Below are 15,743 nucleotides of genomic sequence, written 5' to 3' on the forward strand. Positions count from 1 at the left end.
GATGATAAAAACAAGAAAAATATACACTTTTTCGATGATAACGAATGTTAAATCGTACAATTTTTCGATGATAAGTGTCTTATACGTGAAAAAGTTGTCACCTTTAGGATGGTTAAACTAAATTTGTTACTATCTATTTTTTGTATCACTAAATGGGTTACGCATTTTTAATTTTATCACTATATGGGTTGTCAGCGAATACCCATTATACCTAACTAGGTTACTCTTTTTAAGGAGCTATCCCTAGAAAGGTTACGGTGATGATATTCTTTCAAATGCAAAGATACACATTTTCAACTAATTAGAAGAATTTTCCCAAGGATTTTTCCACATTTTCTGCTGTGGCCCCACTTGAGTATGTGCAACTGATGGTGTTTGATTACCGATACTCATATGCGGTCTTTCGTCGTTATAAAACGCAATAATCCTGGTCAGTTCCTTCTTACATACTTTACGAGTAGGAATTGTCATTCTATAAAGCCATTCTGTTTTTAAAATGCCGTTTGCACGTTCTGCTATAGCATTCTCCAAAGGATCTCCTGTTTGAGTCATACTTATTTGTGAGCCATGACTTTTTAGGATAGATACATAATTCTGACTGCAATACTGGCTTCCTCTGTCTGAGTGATGAATGAGTCCTTTTGCAGTTTCTTCATCAATGCTTTTATATGCCATTTTAAGCGCTTCTAATGGATATACTGTTTCTAATGTTGGACCAACAGCCCATCCTACAATTTTATGGGAATACAGGTCTGTTATAAGCGAGAGATAGCACACACCTTCATTGGTTTCAACATAGGTGATGTCACTTGCCCAAATCTGGTTCGGATGAGTAGGAACTACTCCCTTAATCAGGTTTGGGTATTTGCGATAATTATGGTCGGAATCTGTTGTCTTATAGCGCCTACGGCGCTTTATACGCACCATGAGTCCATGCTTACGCAGCATCTCAATAAATGTGTCACGACCAGGGAAGCAGCCAGTATCCTCAAACATCTGTTTCAATATGGCATGCAACTTTGCAGCTCCTAAGCCAGGATTCGACTTACGATACTCACGTGCCTTTTCAATGATGATAGACTCAATGGCCTCTTCAGCAAAGCCGTCAGAGACATTGCGCTTATTATATGCTTGCCGGGTGAAACCAAACAGCCCGCATAGAGTGCCTAAACCTTGGCTCTGGCACTCTGTGCGGAGCAAGCTTACTGTTTGGTACCAGATTTTTTTCTCACAGGAATATTGAAGGTTTCTTCTGCGAGATCAATCATGGTGGAGAATGCCTTAGAGCGAAGCTTCTCTAACTCCAAAGCCTTGCGGAGACGCTTAATCTCTGCATCTTTCTCTTTCAACTGTTCATTTGTTGTCTTTGCCATATCGTCACGGTTTTGGTCTTCTGGCGGCAAAGATAACAAATCTTTTTCATTTAAGAACTTATCCATCCAAGAAAATAGCACTGTACGACTGCTTATATAGTATTTCTTGATGATTTCTTCTGCTGGGAGTCCACTCTCCATATACTCTCGAACTATCATGATACGATCATCATCTGTAAAAGAGTAGCTATTCAACTCTACCTCACGGGTCTCAAACCAACCTGTGTCCTCATTATACACACGTTCAATTCTTGTCTTACGTTTCATTGTCACTTCTGTTTGTTCCTAAGTGACAACCTTTTTCAGGGAAGTACAAAGGTAGTAAAAAGACAGATTTATACTAGATTTTTTAGAAAAAAGTGAATGGGAACTTACGCATATTAAGGGGTGGTATTGGGCTGATGATGAGGATGATAGCCATATCACTGTAGATAAAAGTCCTGAAAGTGATGATAAATTTAGATTTTCTCTCAATGCTAATGGTGGTTGCATTTGGTATGATTATGATGCAGGGACTTGGAAATCTTATTCAGGAATTACTAAATATGAATTGAATGCCAACATTTTGATTATTAAGGATTCCTATTCTTCAGGGGATGAAACAGATTGGCAAACTTGCAAGCGCTTTAAGATTGTTTCTATCAAAGGTAATACGATGATTTGTACTGTATGCTTAATGGATGAGGGTGATACAGAACTTACATTTACGAAAAGATAAATATTAAAATAAACTAAGGATAGAGAAAAGCAGTATGTTGCGTGTTTTTCATACTGCTTTTCAGCTTACTTTTTGATTCTGTTGTTCTGGCGCAAAGAGTTGATCTGTGTCAACTTCTGCTCCCGCGAGTAAGGATGCAATAACATGTATTGTTCCCCCTTTAACGCGGCCAAGCTGCTCTGACGGTGAAAATCGTTTATATAAGATCTTTCCAGTACTGAATTGTTCTGCATAATCATTTAATTTTGCTAGACCTTCAGATGTAAATCCTTCATTGATTATGTCGCTGATGGACATCCAAAAATCATGATTCGTCATAAATTATATTGTTTGATAAATTCTATTGGTGGCAAAGTTATAGCTTTTCTTCGATAACACCAAATTATTTGGGCTTTATTTCGCATTTACCAGCAAATTGTTTCAATACATCTTTCATTTCCCGTTGTCCTTGAAATTACATGGCGATGTAGGAATCTCTGCGTCGGGACGTAGGAAAGATTACGTCGCCATGTAGTAAAGTCTACGTCGGGACGTAATTTTTGGGGTATCTATAAGGTATTGTATCAGATTCTTTTTAGATTTAGTGTCGAGTTTATACGCACACGGGAAAAGTTTTTTTATAAAAAAGTCTCAAAGTATCATCTTTTGGACTAAGTAATGGTATAAATAACTGATATATAATAATATACAAGAATGATACTTTTCGGATTACTTTACAAAAAGTATCATCGAAGTATCATGAATATGATAGAAGTATCATGAAATTGCCATAGAAGTATCATCAAACCATCACAAAATCGTCATAAAGCATCATGCATAATATCGAAGCCGCCGACTTGCGAGAAGTGCCCAAAATTGTCCGACACTTTGGGCACTCGATGCCTACTATATGGGCAATGAGTGCCCGTTACTTGTTCTCTCGATGCCCGACACTTGGTCCCTGAGTGCCCACTTGATGGTCTCTTACAGACCACTTTATGTGCTTTTATTCCTAATCCTGGTTGTCAATCTTTTCTCTTATTCCTAGTTTGTATTGACATTCTTTACATTCTGAAAAAGTAGACGCTATTAATTTTATAAAACTGGAATAGTAGATATTTCATTTTAGCCTTTTAATTTCAATAGTTCGTTAATAATTCAATAATGTGCTAAGCAGCTATACGCTGTAAGCACGAGAGATTTTTGAAAATCTTGCTAATTAAAGTTCGGTTCGGGGTGTACCCGCTTGCTTTAAAAATTCGTTTCACCAGATAAATGTTGGTCATCAGTGACTTGAATGAAGACATAGAATATTCCATTCCCATCTCCTTCATAGTTACCTTGGCAACATTTAGTGATGTGAACGAAGCATTGAAAGCAAAATCGAGTTTCCACTTATCGCGAGCCTGGCAGTCCATAAGACCAGTATAGCCTTTGGCGTCACGAAAGCAAAATTCAATCCGGAACCTGGTTCTATAATAAAGAAGTACCTCTTCACCCGAAAGTGAGGTGTCTGTAGAGAAGAATAGTTTCTTCTTGCCATTCGGCATCTGCCAGATGACAAGTCTAACTTTACACCTGAGTGCCTTGGAATAGGCTATCAAAGTATAAGCTGTTCCTTCTATATCTTCCATCTCCATCTTCTCCATTCGAGTGAGGTCAAGATTCTTCATATCAATCTTGCCATCCTTGGTCTTTGGGCGACCACGTTTTCCAGTACGTGGACCAGCATAGACATAAAAGAGACAAGCATTGTCACGAAAGCGGCTTATCAAAGAGAACCCTTCTTTCTTTATCCCATTAACAAATGTACTTGTAGAGAAGTAAGCATCTGCAACTATGAGGGTTGAGAGTTTGAGAAGTTCCTTGCGATAACGCTTAATGACGCCGATATAGAAATCTACCATAGTCTTGTTTCTAAGACTCAGTTCTTTATTACTTAGCGACTGGTGGGCTTTTAACATCATGCAGTCTTTGGCATCAATATCAATGAGGCCAATACCCATGATTTCGAGACCATGTTTAACAGACTGTGCACATCCCGACCAAAAACGACCGATATGTGGAGTCTTCTTGCCAGCTTTGCTGATGTAACTGGGATCAATGGCAATAGCCCATCTTCCCTGTTTACCAAAGAAGCGCTTGGCAAGTGAGACATTAAGTTTGAGCCAGTCAATGCTTTTCGACTTTTTTAAGCCGAATGCGTTGCGATAGGTTTGCTCAACATGCGAGCCATACCTCCCCATTTGGGTGAAATTTATCTTTCTTGGTATTACCATGAACAAAATTATCACCTCGATGAGTATTTTCTCGAAACTTTTTGTTAACTTTGCAGCCGAATCTTCAACTGCATCTTTAAAGATATCCATATATTGGTCAAGTCCTGTATTCATATAATTTTGCGTTTGTCGTGATTTGCAAAGTTACTGAAAATCAGCGACTTGACCAACTTTTTATAGTTAAGTTTTCATAAGCATTTCTTAATATAAGTTATTGATTTGCAGACGATTAAATATTAATTTAACGCAGTATTGTTAATTTACCTCAAAGCCGAAATTTATGATACTTCTTGCAATTTTATGATACTTCGATGATACTTTTCTGTAAAATATTTCGAAAGTCTCATTTTTGTATATCGCAATGTATCAGATGTTTAGAATGTTATTTTCTCTAAATAATGATACTTTGAGACTTTTCTCACAAAAAAATTTTATGTGCAGGAAATAAATGGGGAGAAAATGCAGAAGCTGAGTGCTATTGTGACCACGATTTCTGATAAGCAGTATCATAATGATTAACTGCCTGGAGAAGGTTGTAGATAGGGTTGATTTAGCAGAATGAGTTGGTTCTACAGGATGACGGAGTCGGCTCGATGGGATAAAGGAGTCAACTCTATAGGTTGATGCAAGCGTCTTCGTGAGTTGAAAGACATTACTCCTCGGGTTCCAGGAGATACCTTCTCAGAAGTTGCCACTAGGCTCAGCAGGTCTACCGAGCTTAGTCGGCAGGTCTGCTGACTGCAGTCAGCAGTTTTGCTGAGCCTAGTGGCAACACTTAATTCTTACCGATATTTCTCTCATATCATCCGGAAGAAAAGAGATTGCCTTCTCTTTCATATCTTGCGGAATACCGAATCGGGCTTCGGCGATGCTGCCGACGATGGCTCCGATGGTATCGCTATCGCCGCCATGAGATATGGCTAGGCGGATGGCATTCTCGAAGGATGAGGCTTGCGAGAGGAGATAGAAAGATAATGGCACAGCATCCATGCAGGTTTCATCGAATTTGCCTTTCGGATAATCTCGGGTATCGAAATCCTCGTAATAGCTGCGGGCGATATCCTTGAAGGCTTTCATTGCCTTATCATCAGATTCTTTAGAATTCTTATCTTTACACTCCTTAGATTCTTCTGAGAATCTGCTCTTGCGGAAATGCCAGATGGCATGAGCCACGGCTTTGGCTCCCTTGATTCCTTCGGGATGGTTATGGGTAGGAAGAGCCGTCTTCTCTGCCTCTTCCAAAACCTGCGACAGGTCATCGAATAGCCAAGCCACCGGTGATACTCGCATTGCCGAACCATTGCCCAAACTATTGTATGGCTGCGGATCAAGAGAACGAATCCACCCCGCGAATCTTCCGCCATACGCTCCTTTTGGAGAAGGATAGCGGCGGCACCAATCCAGCAGACTTTCCTGATAGCTTCGTCCGTTCAATATCGCATCAGCTATCGCCACCGTACAAATGGTATCATCAGTGAAGTCGCATCCCTCGCCGAACATTTCGAAATCATAATCAAACGTATTGTTGAACTCATATTTTGAGCCAGCAATATCTCCTATTATTGCTCCTAACATAAGCTGATATTTTTCCAATTCTTTACTCTATCACTTTCCAGAAACTCTCCGGCAAGCTGATGTTCTTCATCTTCTTTGTCTTCTCGAACAATGGGGCGATGTCTTCGGCTTCGAAACCGGCGATGCCGCAACCTATTGGGGTTACCAGGAAATGTAGCTCGGGATGCTGATGGGCAAAGATAATGAATTCCTCCACGTATGGACGGATGGTTTCCACGCCGCCCTGCATCGTAGGGATGGCATAACTCTGGCCCTGCAAACCTACACCCTTGCCCATGACGGCACCGAAATGCAGGCGGGCAATGCGGGCAGCACCACCACCATGCATGCCAGCCAGATTGCTGCCAAACACAAAAATCTCGTTTTCCTTCAAAGAATCAATCCAGCGAGGAGTGATTCTTCCCTTCTTCTTATCTTCCATATTACTATTATTTAATGTGTTACTTTCTTCAGCCGCTTCCTCGTTGCATATTCTTGAAGCCATCATGCTCGGCATCGACATCTTAGGAGCACTTGAAACAGATGTGTCTTCCTCTGCGAACGACAGATAGCTTCCGTATTCCGATGCGTCGAAGTATCTCTTGAAATAAGGAATCACCACATCGTGCATCATCTTCTGGCAACGCTGGGTGACGGCTGAATGGGATATGCCCAACTGGGCGGCTACGTCCTTGCCCCTGAATCCCTCTATATAGAGCATCTTCAGAATGATGCTGTTCTTGCTGTCTCTGCCATAATAGAAATTGCCGATGTCTTCTATCGTCTGGTAAAGATCGTGCTCAAACTGGTTGTCGGTTACGTCAAACTGCATCTTGCGGCTTTCCTGCCGTGCCTCGAAACTTTCGAAGCGATGCTCCTTTACCACCTCCTTCAGTTTATCCAGCAGCAGGAACCGGAAGCCATTCACCATCCAGGTTTTGAGCGACATGCTCGGTTTCCTGTCTTCCAGCGGCTTGAAGTCGTGTTCGTAGAGATAGAGATAGTATTCGTGAGCCAGCGAATAAAAGTCCATGCCCGGCTTGTGTTGCAGGTCGTATCGCTTATCGTAGATGCAATAAGCCACCCGGCAGTATCCGTAGTAATACTCCCTCACGATTCTGGCATCGGCATCCTTGAAGCCCTGCAGAATCTCATCGTCCGATAAGCTTTCTAATGCCTTCTTCTGGAAATCAGTTTCTGAAAAATTCTTTTCTTTCTTCATATCGATTCGATATTCTAAATCTGTTTGCAAATATATACTTTTTCTTTGAGAAAGCGGAGAAATAGCTCCCTTTTTTCTCTTCTCTATAATATTAAAAGAGAAAAAAGGAGGAAAAATTAAGCAGGTATCGAAAAAAAATGCATCCCGCTTTTTACTTTTCCCTTTTCTTAAGGTCATATAATCGTAACGTTCATGAAAATAAACGAATATGAGTGTAAAGGACAAAGGCATAGTGGATACGCTGAAGGAATGTCCGGAGAACGGATTCAGAATGCTGATGATGAAGTATCAGGAACCGGTTTACTGGCACATACGCCGATTGGTGGTTTCGCATGATGATGCACAGGATGCTTCGCAGGAAACTTTTGTGAGAATCTATCGCTCGTTCAATCAATATCGGGGCGACTGCTCACTGAGAAGTTGGATTTACCGCATCGCTACCAACGAGGCCCTGCGGCTCATCAGCAAACGGAAACAGAAAGAAGTTTCTCTGGAATCAGATTCAACGGGCGTCAGTCTCATCCCAGCAGATAATTATATCGACTTCGATGATAAGGTGGCAGTAAAACTGCAGAAAGCGATTCTCTCGCTTCCGCCTAAGCAGCAGCTGGCATTCAATATGAGATATTACGATGAACTCGGGTTCGACGAAATAGCGAAGGTCGCTGATTCCACGCCAGCCAGTATCAAGGCAAGCTATCATGTTGCCAAGGAGAAAATTATCAAGTACATGAATTCGAACGATTAAGTGAGAGTTCTGTGGGTTTTTAAATGGTTATTCAAAATGGAAAAGAATATGGATACAAATTTTGATTTCAACAAAACCGGGAAGTTTGACTTCGGTAAGGTGGGTAAGCGAATGCCTTATTCTACGCCAGAAGGATTCTTCAAGGAGATGGAAGCCAATATCCTGGAGCAGGTGAAGAACGACAAACCGAAACCTGTCAGGATACAGCCGAAGAAACGACCTCTGATGAAGGTGATATGGGCGACTGCAATGGCAGTGGCAGCATCGGTGGCAGTACTCCTGGTACTCAACATCGATTTCTCAGCCTCTTCTTCTCAACCTTCACAGGTGAATAACGGAATACAGGAGGTAGATCAGGCTTTCGCTCAGCTGTCTTCTGCCGATCAGGCTTATCTTCTCTCTGTATATCAGGAGGATGTGTTCCTCAACAATTAAACGGATTCAATAATAATTTAAAATGATAGAGTTATGAAACGAATTTTGGGTATTTTAATGATGGTCATCGCCATGATGACGGTTACTACAAGTGTATGTGCACAGGCGCCTAACCAGAAGCAGCGCCTCAGTCGTGAACAGTTGGCTGAAAAGCAGGCTCAGTACATCTCTCGTAATTTGGGGCTTGATGAAAAGACCAACGCTAAGTTTATCGAGACCTATACTGATTGTCAGAAAGAGGTATGGGCTTTAGGTCCTCGCCCTCATCACAAGAAGGGCGAAATGAAAACGGATGCTCAGACCGAACAGGAAATCAAGCAGCGTTTCGAGATGAGCGAGAAGATTCTCAACATCCGTCAGAAATACTACAAGAAGTATTCACAGTTCCTGAGCCAGCAGCAGATTCAGCGTGTTTACGAACTGGAGCGACAGATGATGAAGCGCTTTGCCCAGAAAGGTCCGCGCAAGGGAATGGGTAAGGATGGAAGACCAGGTCCGAGAAGAATGCATGGACCTGCACAGCAGAAGTAAAAAACGGCAGAAATGTTTAGCGTAATAATATATTAGTCCTCTTATCAAGGAAAAAAGATTACTTTCTATATTCAAATATATGCGAACGACGATTGGTGCAAGAACGCGCGCCAATCGTCTTTTCTTTCTCATGTAATTATTTCTATCATCTTTTCATAAGAGATTTTTCCTGCTTGTTCTCCCAAGCCAGAATCAGACCGATGACGCCGGCATAGCTCTTTCTGCCGCCTTCTACATGGTTGCCTCTCAGATAGAGTTCGAAGAAGAAATCCTGGGCGGCATCCAGTGCCTTGCATCTTTTGCCCTGCCAGTATTGGCGGTCGCTTTTCAGCAGCCTGATTATCTCTGGCCGGATATGTTTCAGGTATTTCTCACCCTCCTTTTCGCCGAGAATGTCGAATACATTATATAATACATGGGGCAGAATATGGTAATATCCGCTGAATTTCACCGCCTTATCCTGTGATGCCGTACAGACGAGATAACTGTAGAAATTTGCCTCTCCTTCGTTGGCAATGCCCAGAAAATGAGCAAATTCATGGGCATAGGTAGCCGGATAATCATGCGCCCGGATATCGCCGTTCAGCGTAAATTCACAGAAGAATGGTCCCATGCTGCCGGTTACACCCGACATCGAACTGATGGGCGTAAACACCATCGTCTTGGCATGCGGATGCTGGTTGAAAGGCGGATTTATGCCCTCCCGATAGCCTATCTTGTTATATTCCTTCAGAACCGCATCCCGCACCCGATTCTTCAGTTTATCATCCACAATACAATTGAATTTTTCACTCTTCCCTCTCCGTTCTTCACTCAAAAGGTTGAGGCTGTCGGCATACTGGTAGGCAAATTTCCGGAACTTCTCTTCCGAAACCTCAGCAGGCTGCATGCCTACTCTATAATAGATAACGGGTTGCGAATAGTTCAGTCCCCAAGCAGCATAAAACCATACATATACCCACAGCAGATATTCAATTACCCTTCCGAAAACCGCCTTTTTCTTCGGATAGCCGCCGCTCTTGGCAGCAAGAAAGATAAACCGACGGGCGAGTTTCTTCCGTAATCCAATCTCGTAGATAGGATAGAGGACGACCCAGGCGATGCTGAGAGCAATGAAAATATCGCCCACGGCAAAGGGAAAGATGCCTGAGATGGGCGAAAGAAGGCTGCCGATAACGGGATAAACACGGTAGGTGTAGATAACTCCCCAGAGAGGAATCATCTTGGTAAGGGTGACGAGGATGAGCAACAGCAGCAGTACCCAGTGACGCCACTTCATTCTGTCGAGTCGTAAAGTATGTAATATCTTCATCTTGTTTCTTGTTTTTTATCTTGCATGGCTCTTGAACAGAGCTGTCTTTTTTGCACTTTTTGCCCCTGATGTGCAGAGATGGTGCAAAAATACAAAAGTTTTCTGAAATATTGACACAAGAAATCTGTTTTTTTAGTAATTTTGCCATATTAAAAGTTGAACTTAATAAATAGAGGAGGAGTTATCATGAAACAGACACTGGAATCATTCGAGGCTATGAACCTTGAATATGAGAACCTCTATAATGAGGACGATGAACGTAGAGAATATAATTCTGTCTGGTACAGCTAGTTACAATGTATTATAAAAAGGCTGTAGCAGGTGAATTAAATTTGTATTACATATAAAAAAATCGTTAGGATAATAAAAGACTATGCCATAGTTACTAAAGAAATGATGTAACATAGGCATAGTCTTTTTTTATGTCCTTTCCTTGCTGGCTGTTCTTTCCTGCATTTCTATTTTTCGAAGTGCTGGTAATCCTTACTGTGTTTCCAGTCACCTCCCCATCTGAATCCCTTCGCCTTGAAGAGCCGGTAGCAGAGGTCGCCTTTTTTTATCATATAAGCATGGTTCTTGCTGCGGTCCAGATAGGGACGGGCGGTGGCAGGCTCCACCACTTCCTTGCCGTTCTTCAGTCGTTTGTGGTAAGGATTGTAGAGGGTGTTGATGTCTACGGCCAGTCCCCTTCCGTGCTTCGATACCGTATGGGTATGTGAGATGAAGCGGAAGTTGAAGCTGGAGGAGTTGTTGGCTCTCATCGCCCTTTCGTCGTCGGCATCCCAGTAGTCAATGAGTCTCATCCGCTCTATCGGATATTTTGCCTCGTATAGCTTTTTCAGAATATCGAGCACATCTGTGGCTATCGCCTTGTTCACCACCATTTCTCCTACGATGTTTCTGCCGTCCTTGTCTACGTGCAGGCATCTTATGTACCTCAGTTCGCTTCTTGCCACGGTACAGTTCTTCTTGTATGTCTTGCCCTGCATCAGGCGGAAGATATCATCAGGAATAGTGGAGATGGAGAAGAAATGCTTCTCGCCCAATTTTCTGATGGTTTGAGAACTGACGTTTTCTCCAGGCTGCTGTGCCTTGGATGGGAGGCAGAAAAGTCCGGAAATAAACAGGCATATTACAAATATCTTTTTTGCTTTCATCACGTTTCTCCTTATTTTGCTACGGGTATATAATGCGAATCCTTGATTTCACCAATCACGATGATGCTGTGCAGACTTCCGATGCAGTCGATGTTTCCCAGCGTGTTGAGCATGAAGTCCTGATAGGCTTTCATATCCCGGGCGTATACCTTGATCTGGAAGTCATAATCGCCGGTGGTGTTGTAGCATTCCGTTATCTGGTCGATGGTTTGCACGGTATCCATGAATTGCTGAATCAGGTCATGGGTATGCTGCTTGAGCCGGATATTGCAGAGCACGATTACGTTGTGCCCCAACTTGTGATGGTCTACGATGGCTCCATATCGCTGGATGTATCCCTCGCGTTCTAGCCGCTTCTGTCGCTCGAAGGTGGGAGAAGGGGAGAGGTGTACTCTTGCGGCAAGTTCCTTTACGGTGAGTCGGGAGTTCTGCTGCAGTAACTTCAGTATTCTGATGTCTGTTTCATCAAGTTTTTCTTCTGTTGTCATTATTTCTTTATTCCTGTTTTTACTGATTCTTACAGAATAATATTCTGCTGATTTGCTTAATTCGCTGCAAAGATAGTATATTTTTCTGAATTACGGAGAATATTTGGCAAATAAAATTCTTCTTCTTACCTTTGCACCCGCAATTCCGGATGCAAAGCGTCATTCATCGGTAATGACAGGATAAAGAGTCATTCACATCAAATAATAATAAGGAGATAAAAATATGAGCAACGTAAGAAATATACATTTTGAGGCAGTGGGCAGCTATTTGCGCCCTGCAGAGTTGAAGGAAGCAAGAGCTAAGTTTGCTGATGGCAAGATTTCTGCCATCGACCTTCGCGCCGTAGAAGACCGGCTGATTACTGAGGTCATCAGTCAGCAGAAGGCGCATCGCCTGCCTTATATCACCGATGGCGAGTTCCGCCGCAGCTATTGGCATCTCGACTTTATGTGGGGATTCAATGGCGTGGAGCATATCGAACTGGAGCATGGCTACCTGTTTCATGGCGAGGAGACAACCAAGGGTTCTATCCAACTGACCGGCAAGATTACCGGCGAGGATCATCCTTTTATCAAGGATTTCCTCTTTGTAAAGCAGTTTGAGGAGTTGGATGCCAATGGCGAATATATCTTCGAGGCAAAGCAGACGGTTCCTGCTCCGGCTCAGTTTCTTGCCGAACTGTTCCGTGGCAAGAATGCCGAGAATACCCGCAAGTTCTATCCTAACACTACCCAGCTGATTGAGGATATTGCTCAGGCTTACCGCACCTTCTTCCAGGAGATTTATGCAGCCGGTTGCCGTACCGTCCAGCTGGATGACTGCACCTGGGGAATGATTGTGGATAGCGATTACTGGAAGGCTAAGGTGGGCACAGGTTTCACCCTTGAGCAGGAAGCCCTGCAATATCTGAAGGTGAACAACCTTGCCATCGAGGGCAAACCGGAGGGGTTGACCATCAACACCCACGTATGCCGTGGCAATTATCATTCCTGCTATGCCACCAAGGGTGCCTACGATGCCGTAGCTCCTTATCTCTTCGCTCATGAAGATGTAGATACCTTCTATCTGGAGTATGACGATGAGCGTTCGGGTGGTTTCGAGCCGTTGAAGTATGTGGCTGATGGCAAGAAGGTGGTTCTGGGTTTGGTAACCTCTAAATCTCCTGTGCTGGAGGATAAGGCTACGGTTATCGACCGCATCCACGAAGCAGCCAGATATATCCCCCTCGATCGGCTAAGTCTCAGTCCTCAATGCGGTTTCGCCTCTTGCGAGATTGGTAATAAACTGACCGATGCTGAGCAGTGGGCAAAGATAGATCTGGTGAGAGAGATTTCCGAGGAAGTTTGGGGATAATGATATATTCAAGGAGAAGATGTGTTGTCTGTCATGGCTGCACATCTTCTCTTTTTTTATTTACTTTTTATCAAAAATGTTTGGTGTTTTCATGAATTACTAGTAACTTTGCACCCCGAAAATTAAAAACATCATTCATTAAGATTATCAGAAAATGGAATATATGTCTCAGGAAGGTTACGATGAGCTCGTGGCCGAACTTCAACACATGGTTAACGTAGAGTTGCCAGCCGTTCGCGATGCGATAGCTGAGGCCCGCGATAAGGGCGACCTCAGTGAGAATTTCGAGTATCATGCAGCCAAGCGTGAGCAGGGCAAGCTTTTGAGCCGCATCAGCTTCAAGCAGAAGGTCTTGGAGAATGCCCGTGTCATCGACAAGTCTCGCCTGAAGAGCGATACCGTTGGCTTGTTGAGCAAGATTAAGATTACCAATCTCGCCAACAAGTGCAGCATGAATTATACCATAGTAAATCCTCACGAGGCTGATTTGCATAGTGGCAAGATTTCCATCAAGTCGCCTATCGCCAAGGCCCTTCTGGGTAAGAAGGCAGGTGAAGAGGTAATGGTAAAGGTACCAGCCGGCTTGCTCAAATTCCGCCTGGATAGCGTGGAGCTATAATGTATTCTTTAAAAGGAAAACTCCCGATAATTTGAAACTGATCAAACTATCGGGAGTTTCTCTTTTTATTCTAATATTTCTCCAGAATCTTATTCAGTAAGAAGGTGGCATTCTGGTTTCTTGCCACACCCTTCTGTATCTTATAAGTATAGGTAACATCCGTGCCCAAATCTATCTCGAAACAATAATTGTGGAATTTTCCTGATGCATCATTCTCCATCTTGGAGAGCTCCAGATCGTGGGTAGCGATGATGCCGCTCACCGGCTGCTTGGCAATGGCTTCGAGGAACTTTCTCGAACCATTCAGCTTATCCAATGAATTCGTTCCCTTCAGAATCTCATCCAGAATAATCAGCGTTCGGAGTGGCTCCTTATTGTCTTCTCCACTTTTCTTGCGGCACTTTCCCTCAGCACTTTCCCTGCAGAACTTCAGTAGCTCCTCCAGTCTTATCAGCTCAGCATTAAAGTAAGAGATGCCATGCGTCAAATCGTCCGTGGTTCTCATACTTGAGAACAATCTGAAACGTGAAATCTTCAACAGATCCGCAAATACCGGCATACCCGCCATTGCCAGGATATAGTTCACGCCCAGCGAACGCAGGAAGGTACTCTTTCCCGCCATGTTGGCTCCGGTGATGATATAATAGTTGTCGTCCTTGATGGTGAAATCGTTCTTCACCGCCTTGGCACCTAGGAAAGGATGATAGAGATTCTTCCCCTCGAACACGATTTCCTGCTTTCCCGAAACAAATTCCGTCTCTTCCGCCTCCGGATGATTATATCTGAAATCCGCCATCGAAACCATCGCATCCATCTCGCTGATGATGTGCATCCATTCCTCCATCTTCACCATATAGGTATTCTTCCATTTCAGAAAACTGCGAACCAGGAAGAAATCGCTCAGCATGAAGGCATCGGTGAAGAAAAGACCTAGGAAGTTGCCTCTTCTGTCATACCCCTTCAATATCTTTTCCAGTTGGGCAAAGGAAGGCAGGGCATCTGCCAGGGAATTCTGCATCTCCTTGCCTGATTCGCTATGGAAATTGCGCCTGTTGATAAGCTGGAGTATCTGGGCATAGGCGATGAGCTGATGGCGAAGCTTGCCGCCATTGCTGTCTATCTTGTCAAGTGTCTGCTTGCAGACGAAGAACACCACCATGTATTGAACCAACAACCACCACAGGGCGAAATTCACCGAAACCATATCGCATATCGATAAAATCACGGAACCGATTACTCCGATAATCAGCAGCCATCCGATAACGAGCGAAACCGGAGACCCAAACCATGCCGGCACCTCCATCTTCGAAACCTTCTGCATCGCATCCACCACCGCAGCAGAATCAATCTTCTTCGTCTTGCCATTCACCATTTTGCCATCCGCAGTTTGGCTTCTGTTCTTTTCGCCAAGTGCCAGGAATTCCATTCGCCAGTTTTCGCCTTCTCCCGCCAATTCCTTCTGCAAATCCCTTCTTCTTTTGATATCCTCCATGCCCAAAGGTGTTTCCCGGGTAAGATTCCTGGCGAGCGCCTCTGAACCGCCCGATGTGATGGTTCGGCAGATGCGGTTGAAAAGCGAACTCTTGCCGAAAACATCGAGGTCGAAGGAATAAGGATGCTGCGGATTCTGATAGGAATCGCCCGTTTCGAAAGGCGAGAAATCGCCCTCCAAAGCCTTGATTTCATCCTGATAAACCTTGAGCAATGCCGAAAGATGCTCTATCTTCTCCTTGTTCTTGTCGTCAAGTCGTCTGATTCCCAGATAGGCAATCAGGCACAACGCCGCCCCCATCAGATAGTTCTGCGTATCCCCATCCAATGCGAAATAGCAGATCAGGAAGGCGAGAATGCCGCCAAAAGCCAGCAGTTCGCCCGTTATAAATCCCGTATTCTTACGCTTCAGGGCAGCCACCTCAGAAGCGTATCGGCTTACATATTGTTGATAATTCTCCTTGATATTCATACTTTTTCTTT

General features: G+C 43.5%; 15 protein-coding genes. 5 read left to right on the top strand and 10 right to left on the bottom strand.

The annotated features are described in order from the left end of the window. Positions 1-297 precede the first annotated feature (297 nt). From ONT08_RS12345 to ONT08_RS12370, 6 genes are all read right to left on the bottom strand, one after another. Positions 298-1,200, bottom strand: coding sequence for an IS3 family transposase (locus ONT08_RS12345; RefSeq protein WP_182429326.1), 903 nt, complete (start codon positions 1,198-1,200; stop codon positions 298-300). Positions 1,201-1,202: 2 nt separating this feature from the next. Then, entirely contained in the window at positions 1,203-1,640 is a 438-nt protein-coding gene (locus ONT08_RS12350) for a transposase (RefSeq protein WP_089543290.1), read from the bottom strand. Positions 1,641-2,151: 511 nt separating this feature from the next. Then, the gene (locus ONT08_RS12355) at positions 2,152-2,409 is read right to left on the bottom strand and encodes a hypothetical protein (protein ID WP_264960066.1); all 258 of its coding nucleotides are present in this window, start codon (positions 2,407-2,409) and stop codon (positions 2,152-2,154) included. Between the two features lie 830 nt (positions 2,410-3,239). Continuing rightward, positions 3,240-4,463 carry a transposase gene (locus ONT08_RS12360; RefSeq protein ID WP_264959370.1) on the bottom strand — a complete coding sequence of 408 codons (1,224 nt, stop codon included), beginning with the start codon at positions 4,461-4,463 and terminating at the stop codon, positions 3,240-3,242. 648 nt (positions 4,464-5,111) lie between these two features. After that, positions 5,112-5,924: an ADP-ribosylglycohydrolase family protein gene (locus ONT08_RS12365; protein WP_264960067.1), complete on the bottom strand. Its 813-nt coding sequence runs from the start codon at positions 5,922-5,924 to the stop codon at positions 5,112-5,114. Positions 5,925-5,946: 22 nt separating this feature from the next. Further along, on the bottom strand, positions 5,947-6,345 hold the full coding sequence (locus ONT08_RS12370; protein ID WP_264960172.1) for an A1S_2505 family phage non-structural protein: 399 nt from the start codon (positions 6,343-6,345) through the stop codon (positions 5,947-5,949). Positions 6,346-7,333: 988 nt separating this feature from the next. Here ONT08_RS12370 and ONT08_RS12375 point away from each other — a divergent pair. The 3 genes from ONT08_RS12375 to ONT08_RS12385 are packed head-to-tail and all read left to right on the top strand — an operon-like array spanning position 7,334 to position 8,839. Further along, positions 7,334-7,873 carry an RNA polymerase sigma factor gene (locus ONT08_RS12375; protein ID WP_264960068.1) on the top strand — a complete coding sequence of 180 codons (540 nt, stop codon included), beginning with the start codon at positions 7,334-7,336 and terminating at the stop codon, positions 7,871-7,873. Between the two features lie 48 nt (positions 7,874-7,921). Then, on the top strand, positions 7,922-8,308 hold the full coding sequence (locus ONT08_RS12380; protein WP_147380036.1) for a hypothetical protein: 387 nt from the start codon (positions 7,922-7,924) through the stop codon (positions 8,306-8,308). 33 nt (positions 8,309-8,341) lie between these two features. Beyond that, positions 8,342-8,839 carry a hypothetical protein gene (locus ONT08_RS12385; protein ID WP_178775872.1) on the top strand — a complete coding sequence of 166 codons (498 nt, stop codon included), beginning with the start codon at positions 8,342-8,344 and terminating at the stop codon, positions 8,837-8,839. Positions 8,840-8,984: 145 nt separating this feature from the next. Here the strand turns inward: ONT08_RS12385 and ONT08_RS12390 are convergent, their stop codons facing one another. The 3 genes from ONT08_RS12390 to ONT08_RS12400 all read right to left on the bottom strand — a co-directional run bounded on the left by ONT08_RS12390 (position 8,985) and on the right by ONT08_RS12400 (position 11,796). Next, positions 8,985-10,151 (bottom strand): DUF3810 domain-containing protein, encoded by a 1,167-nt coding sequence (locus ONT08_RS12390; RefSeq protein ID WP_264960069.1) that lies wholly within the window; start codon positions 10,149-10,151, stop codon positions 8,985-8,987. 458 nt (positions 10,152-10,609) lie between these two features. After that, positions 10,610-11,308, bottom strand: coding sequence for a M15 family metallopeptidase (locus ONT08_RS12395; RefSeq protein WP_264960070.1), 699 nt, complete (start codon positions 11,306-11,308; stop codon positions 10,610-10,612). 11 nt (positions 11,309-11,319) lie between these two features. Beyond that, positions 11,320-11,796: an Lrp/AsnC family transcriptional regulator gene (locus ONT08_RS12400; RefSeq protein WP_117695577.1), complete on the bottom strand. Its 477-nt coding sequence runs from the start codon at positions 11,794-11,796 to the stop codon at positions 11,320-11,322. A 223-nt stretch (positions 11,797-12,019) separates the two neighbouring features. Here ONT08_RS12400 and ONT08_RS12405 point away from each other — a divergent pair, with 223 nt between their 5' ends. Continuing rightward, positions 12,020-13,150 carry a 5-methyltetrahydropteroyltriglutamate--homocysteine S-methyltransferase gene (locus ONT08_RS12405; protein ID WP_264960071.1) on the top strand — a complete coding sequence of 377 codons (1,131 nt, stop codon included), beginning with the start codon at positions 12,020-12,022 and terminating at the stop codon, positions 13,148-13,150. 154 nt (positions 13,151-13,304) lie between these two features. After that, positions 13,305-13,769 carry a transcription elongation factor GreA gene (gene greA, locus ONT08_RS12410; RefSeq protein ID WP_006848453.1) on the top strand — a complete coding sequence of 155 codons (465 nt, stop codon included), beginning with the start codon at positions 13,305-13,307 and terminating at the stop codon, positions 13,767-13,769. 70 nt (positions 13,770-13,839) lie between these two features. Here the strand turns inward: greA and ONT08_RS12415 are convergent, their stop codons facing one another. Then, positions 13,840-15,732 carry a MutS-related protein gene (locus ONT08_RS12415; RefSeq protein WP_264960072.1) on the bottom strand — a complete coding sequence of 631 codons (1,893 nt, stop codon included), beginning with the start codon at positions 15,730-15,732 and terminating at the stop codon, positions 13,840-13,842. Between the last annotated feature and the right edge of the window lie 11 nt (positions 15,733-15,743).

Origin of the sequence: Segatella copri, from assembly GCF_026015465.1 — a bacterium.
GTDB lineage: Bacteria > Bacteroidota > Bacteroidia > Bacteroidales > Bacteroidaceae > Prevotella > Prevotella copri_E.

Coding starts and splice junctions, on each gene's coding strand:
- ONT08_RS12385 (WP_178775872.1), top strand. CDS start 8,342: ATGAAACGAATTTTGGGTATTTTAATGATGGTCATCGCCATGATGACG.
- ONT08_RS12360 (WP_264959370.1), bottom strand. CDS start 4,463: ATGAATACAGGACTTGACCAATATATGGATATCTTTAAAGATGCAGTT.
- ONT08_RS12365 (WP_264960067.1), bottom strand. CDS start 5,924: ATGTTAGGAGCAATAATAGGAGATATTGCTGGCTCAAAATATGAGTTC.
- ONT08_RS12390 (WP_264960069.1), bottom strand. CDS start 10,151: ATGAAGATATTACATACTTTACGACTCGACAGAATGAAGTGGCGTCAC.
- ONT08_RS12370 (WP_264960172.1), bottom strand. CDS start 6,345: ATGGAAGATAAGAAGAAGGGAAGAATCACTCCTCGCTGGATTGATTCT.
- ONT08_RS12415 (WP_264960072.1), bottom strand. CDS start 15,732: ATGAATATCAAGGAGAATTATCAACAATATGTAAGCCGATACGCTTCT.
- ONT08_RS12350 (WP_089543290.1), bottom strand. CDS start 1,640: ATGAAACGTAAGACAAGAATTGAACGTGTGTATAATGAGGACACAGGT.
- ONT08_RS12355 (WP_264960066.1), bottom strand. CDS start 2,409: ATGACGAATCATGATTTTTGGATGTCCATCAGCGACATAATCAATGAA.
- greA (WP_006848453.1), top strand. CDS start 13,305: ATGGAATATATGTCTCAGGAAGGTTACGATGAGCTCGTGGCCGAACTT.
- ONT08_RS12395 (WP_264960070.1), bottom strand. CDS start 11,308: ATGAAAGCAAAAAAGATATTTGTAATATGCCTGTTTATTTCCGGACTT.
- ONT08_RS12405 (WP_264960071.1), top strand. CDS start 12,020: ATGAGCAACGTAAGAAATATACATTTTGAGGCAGTGGGCAGCTATTTG.
- ONT08_RS12380 (WP_147380036.1), top strand. CDS start 7,922: ATGGATACAAATTTTGATTTCAACAAAACCGGGAAGTTTGACTTCGGT.
- ONT08_RS12400 (WP_117695577.1), bottom strand. CDS start 11,796: ATGACAACAGAAGAAAAACTTGATGAAACAGACATCAGAATACTGAAG.
- ONT08_RS12375 (WP_264960068.1), top strand. CDS start 7,334: ATGAGTGTAAAGGACAAAGGCATAGTGGATACGCTGAAGGAATGTCCG.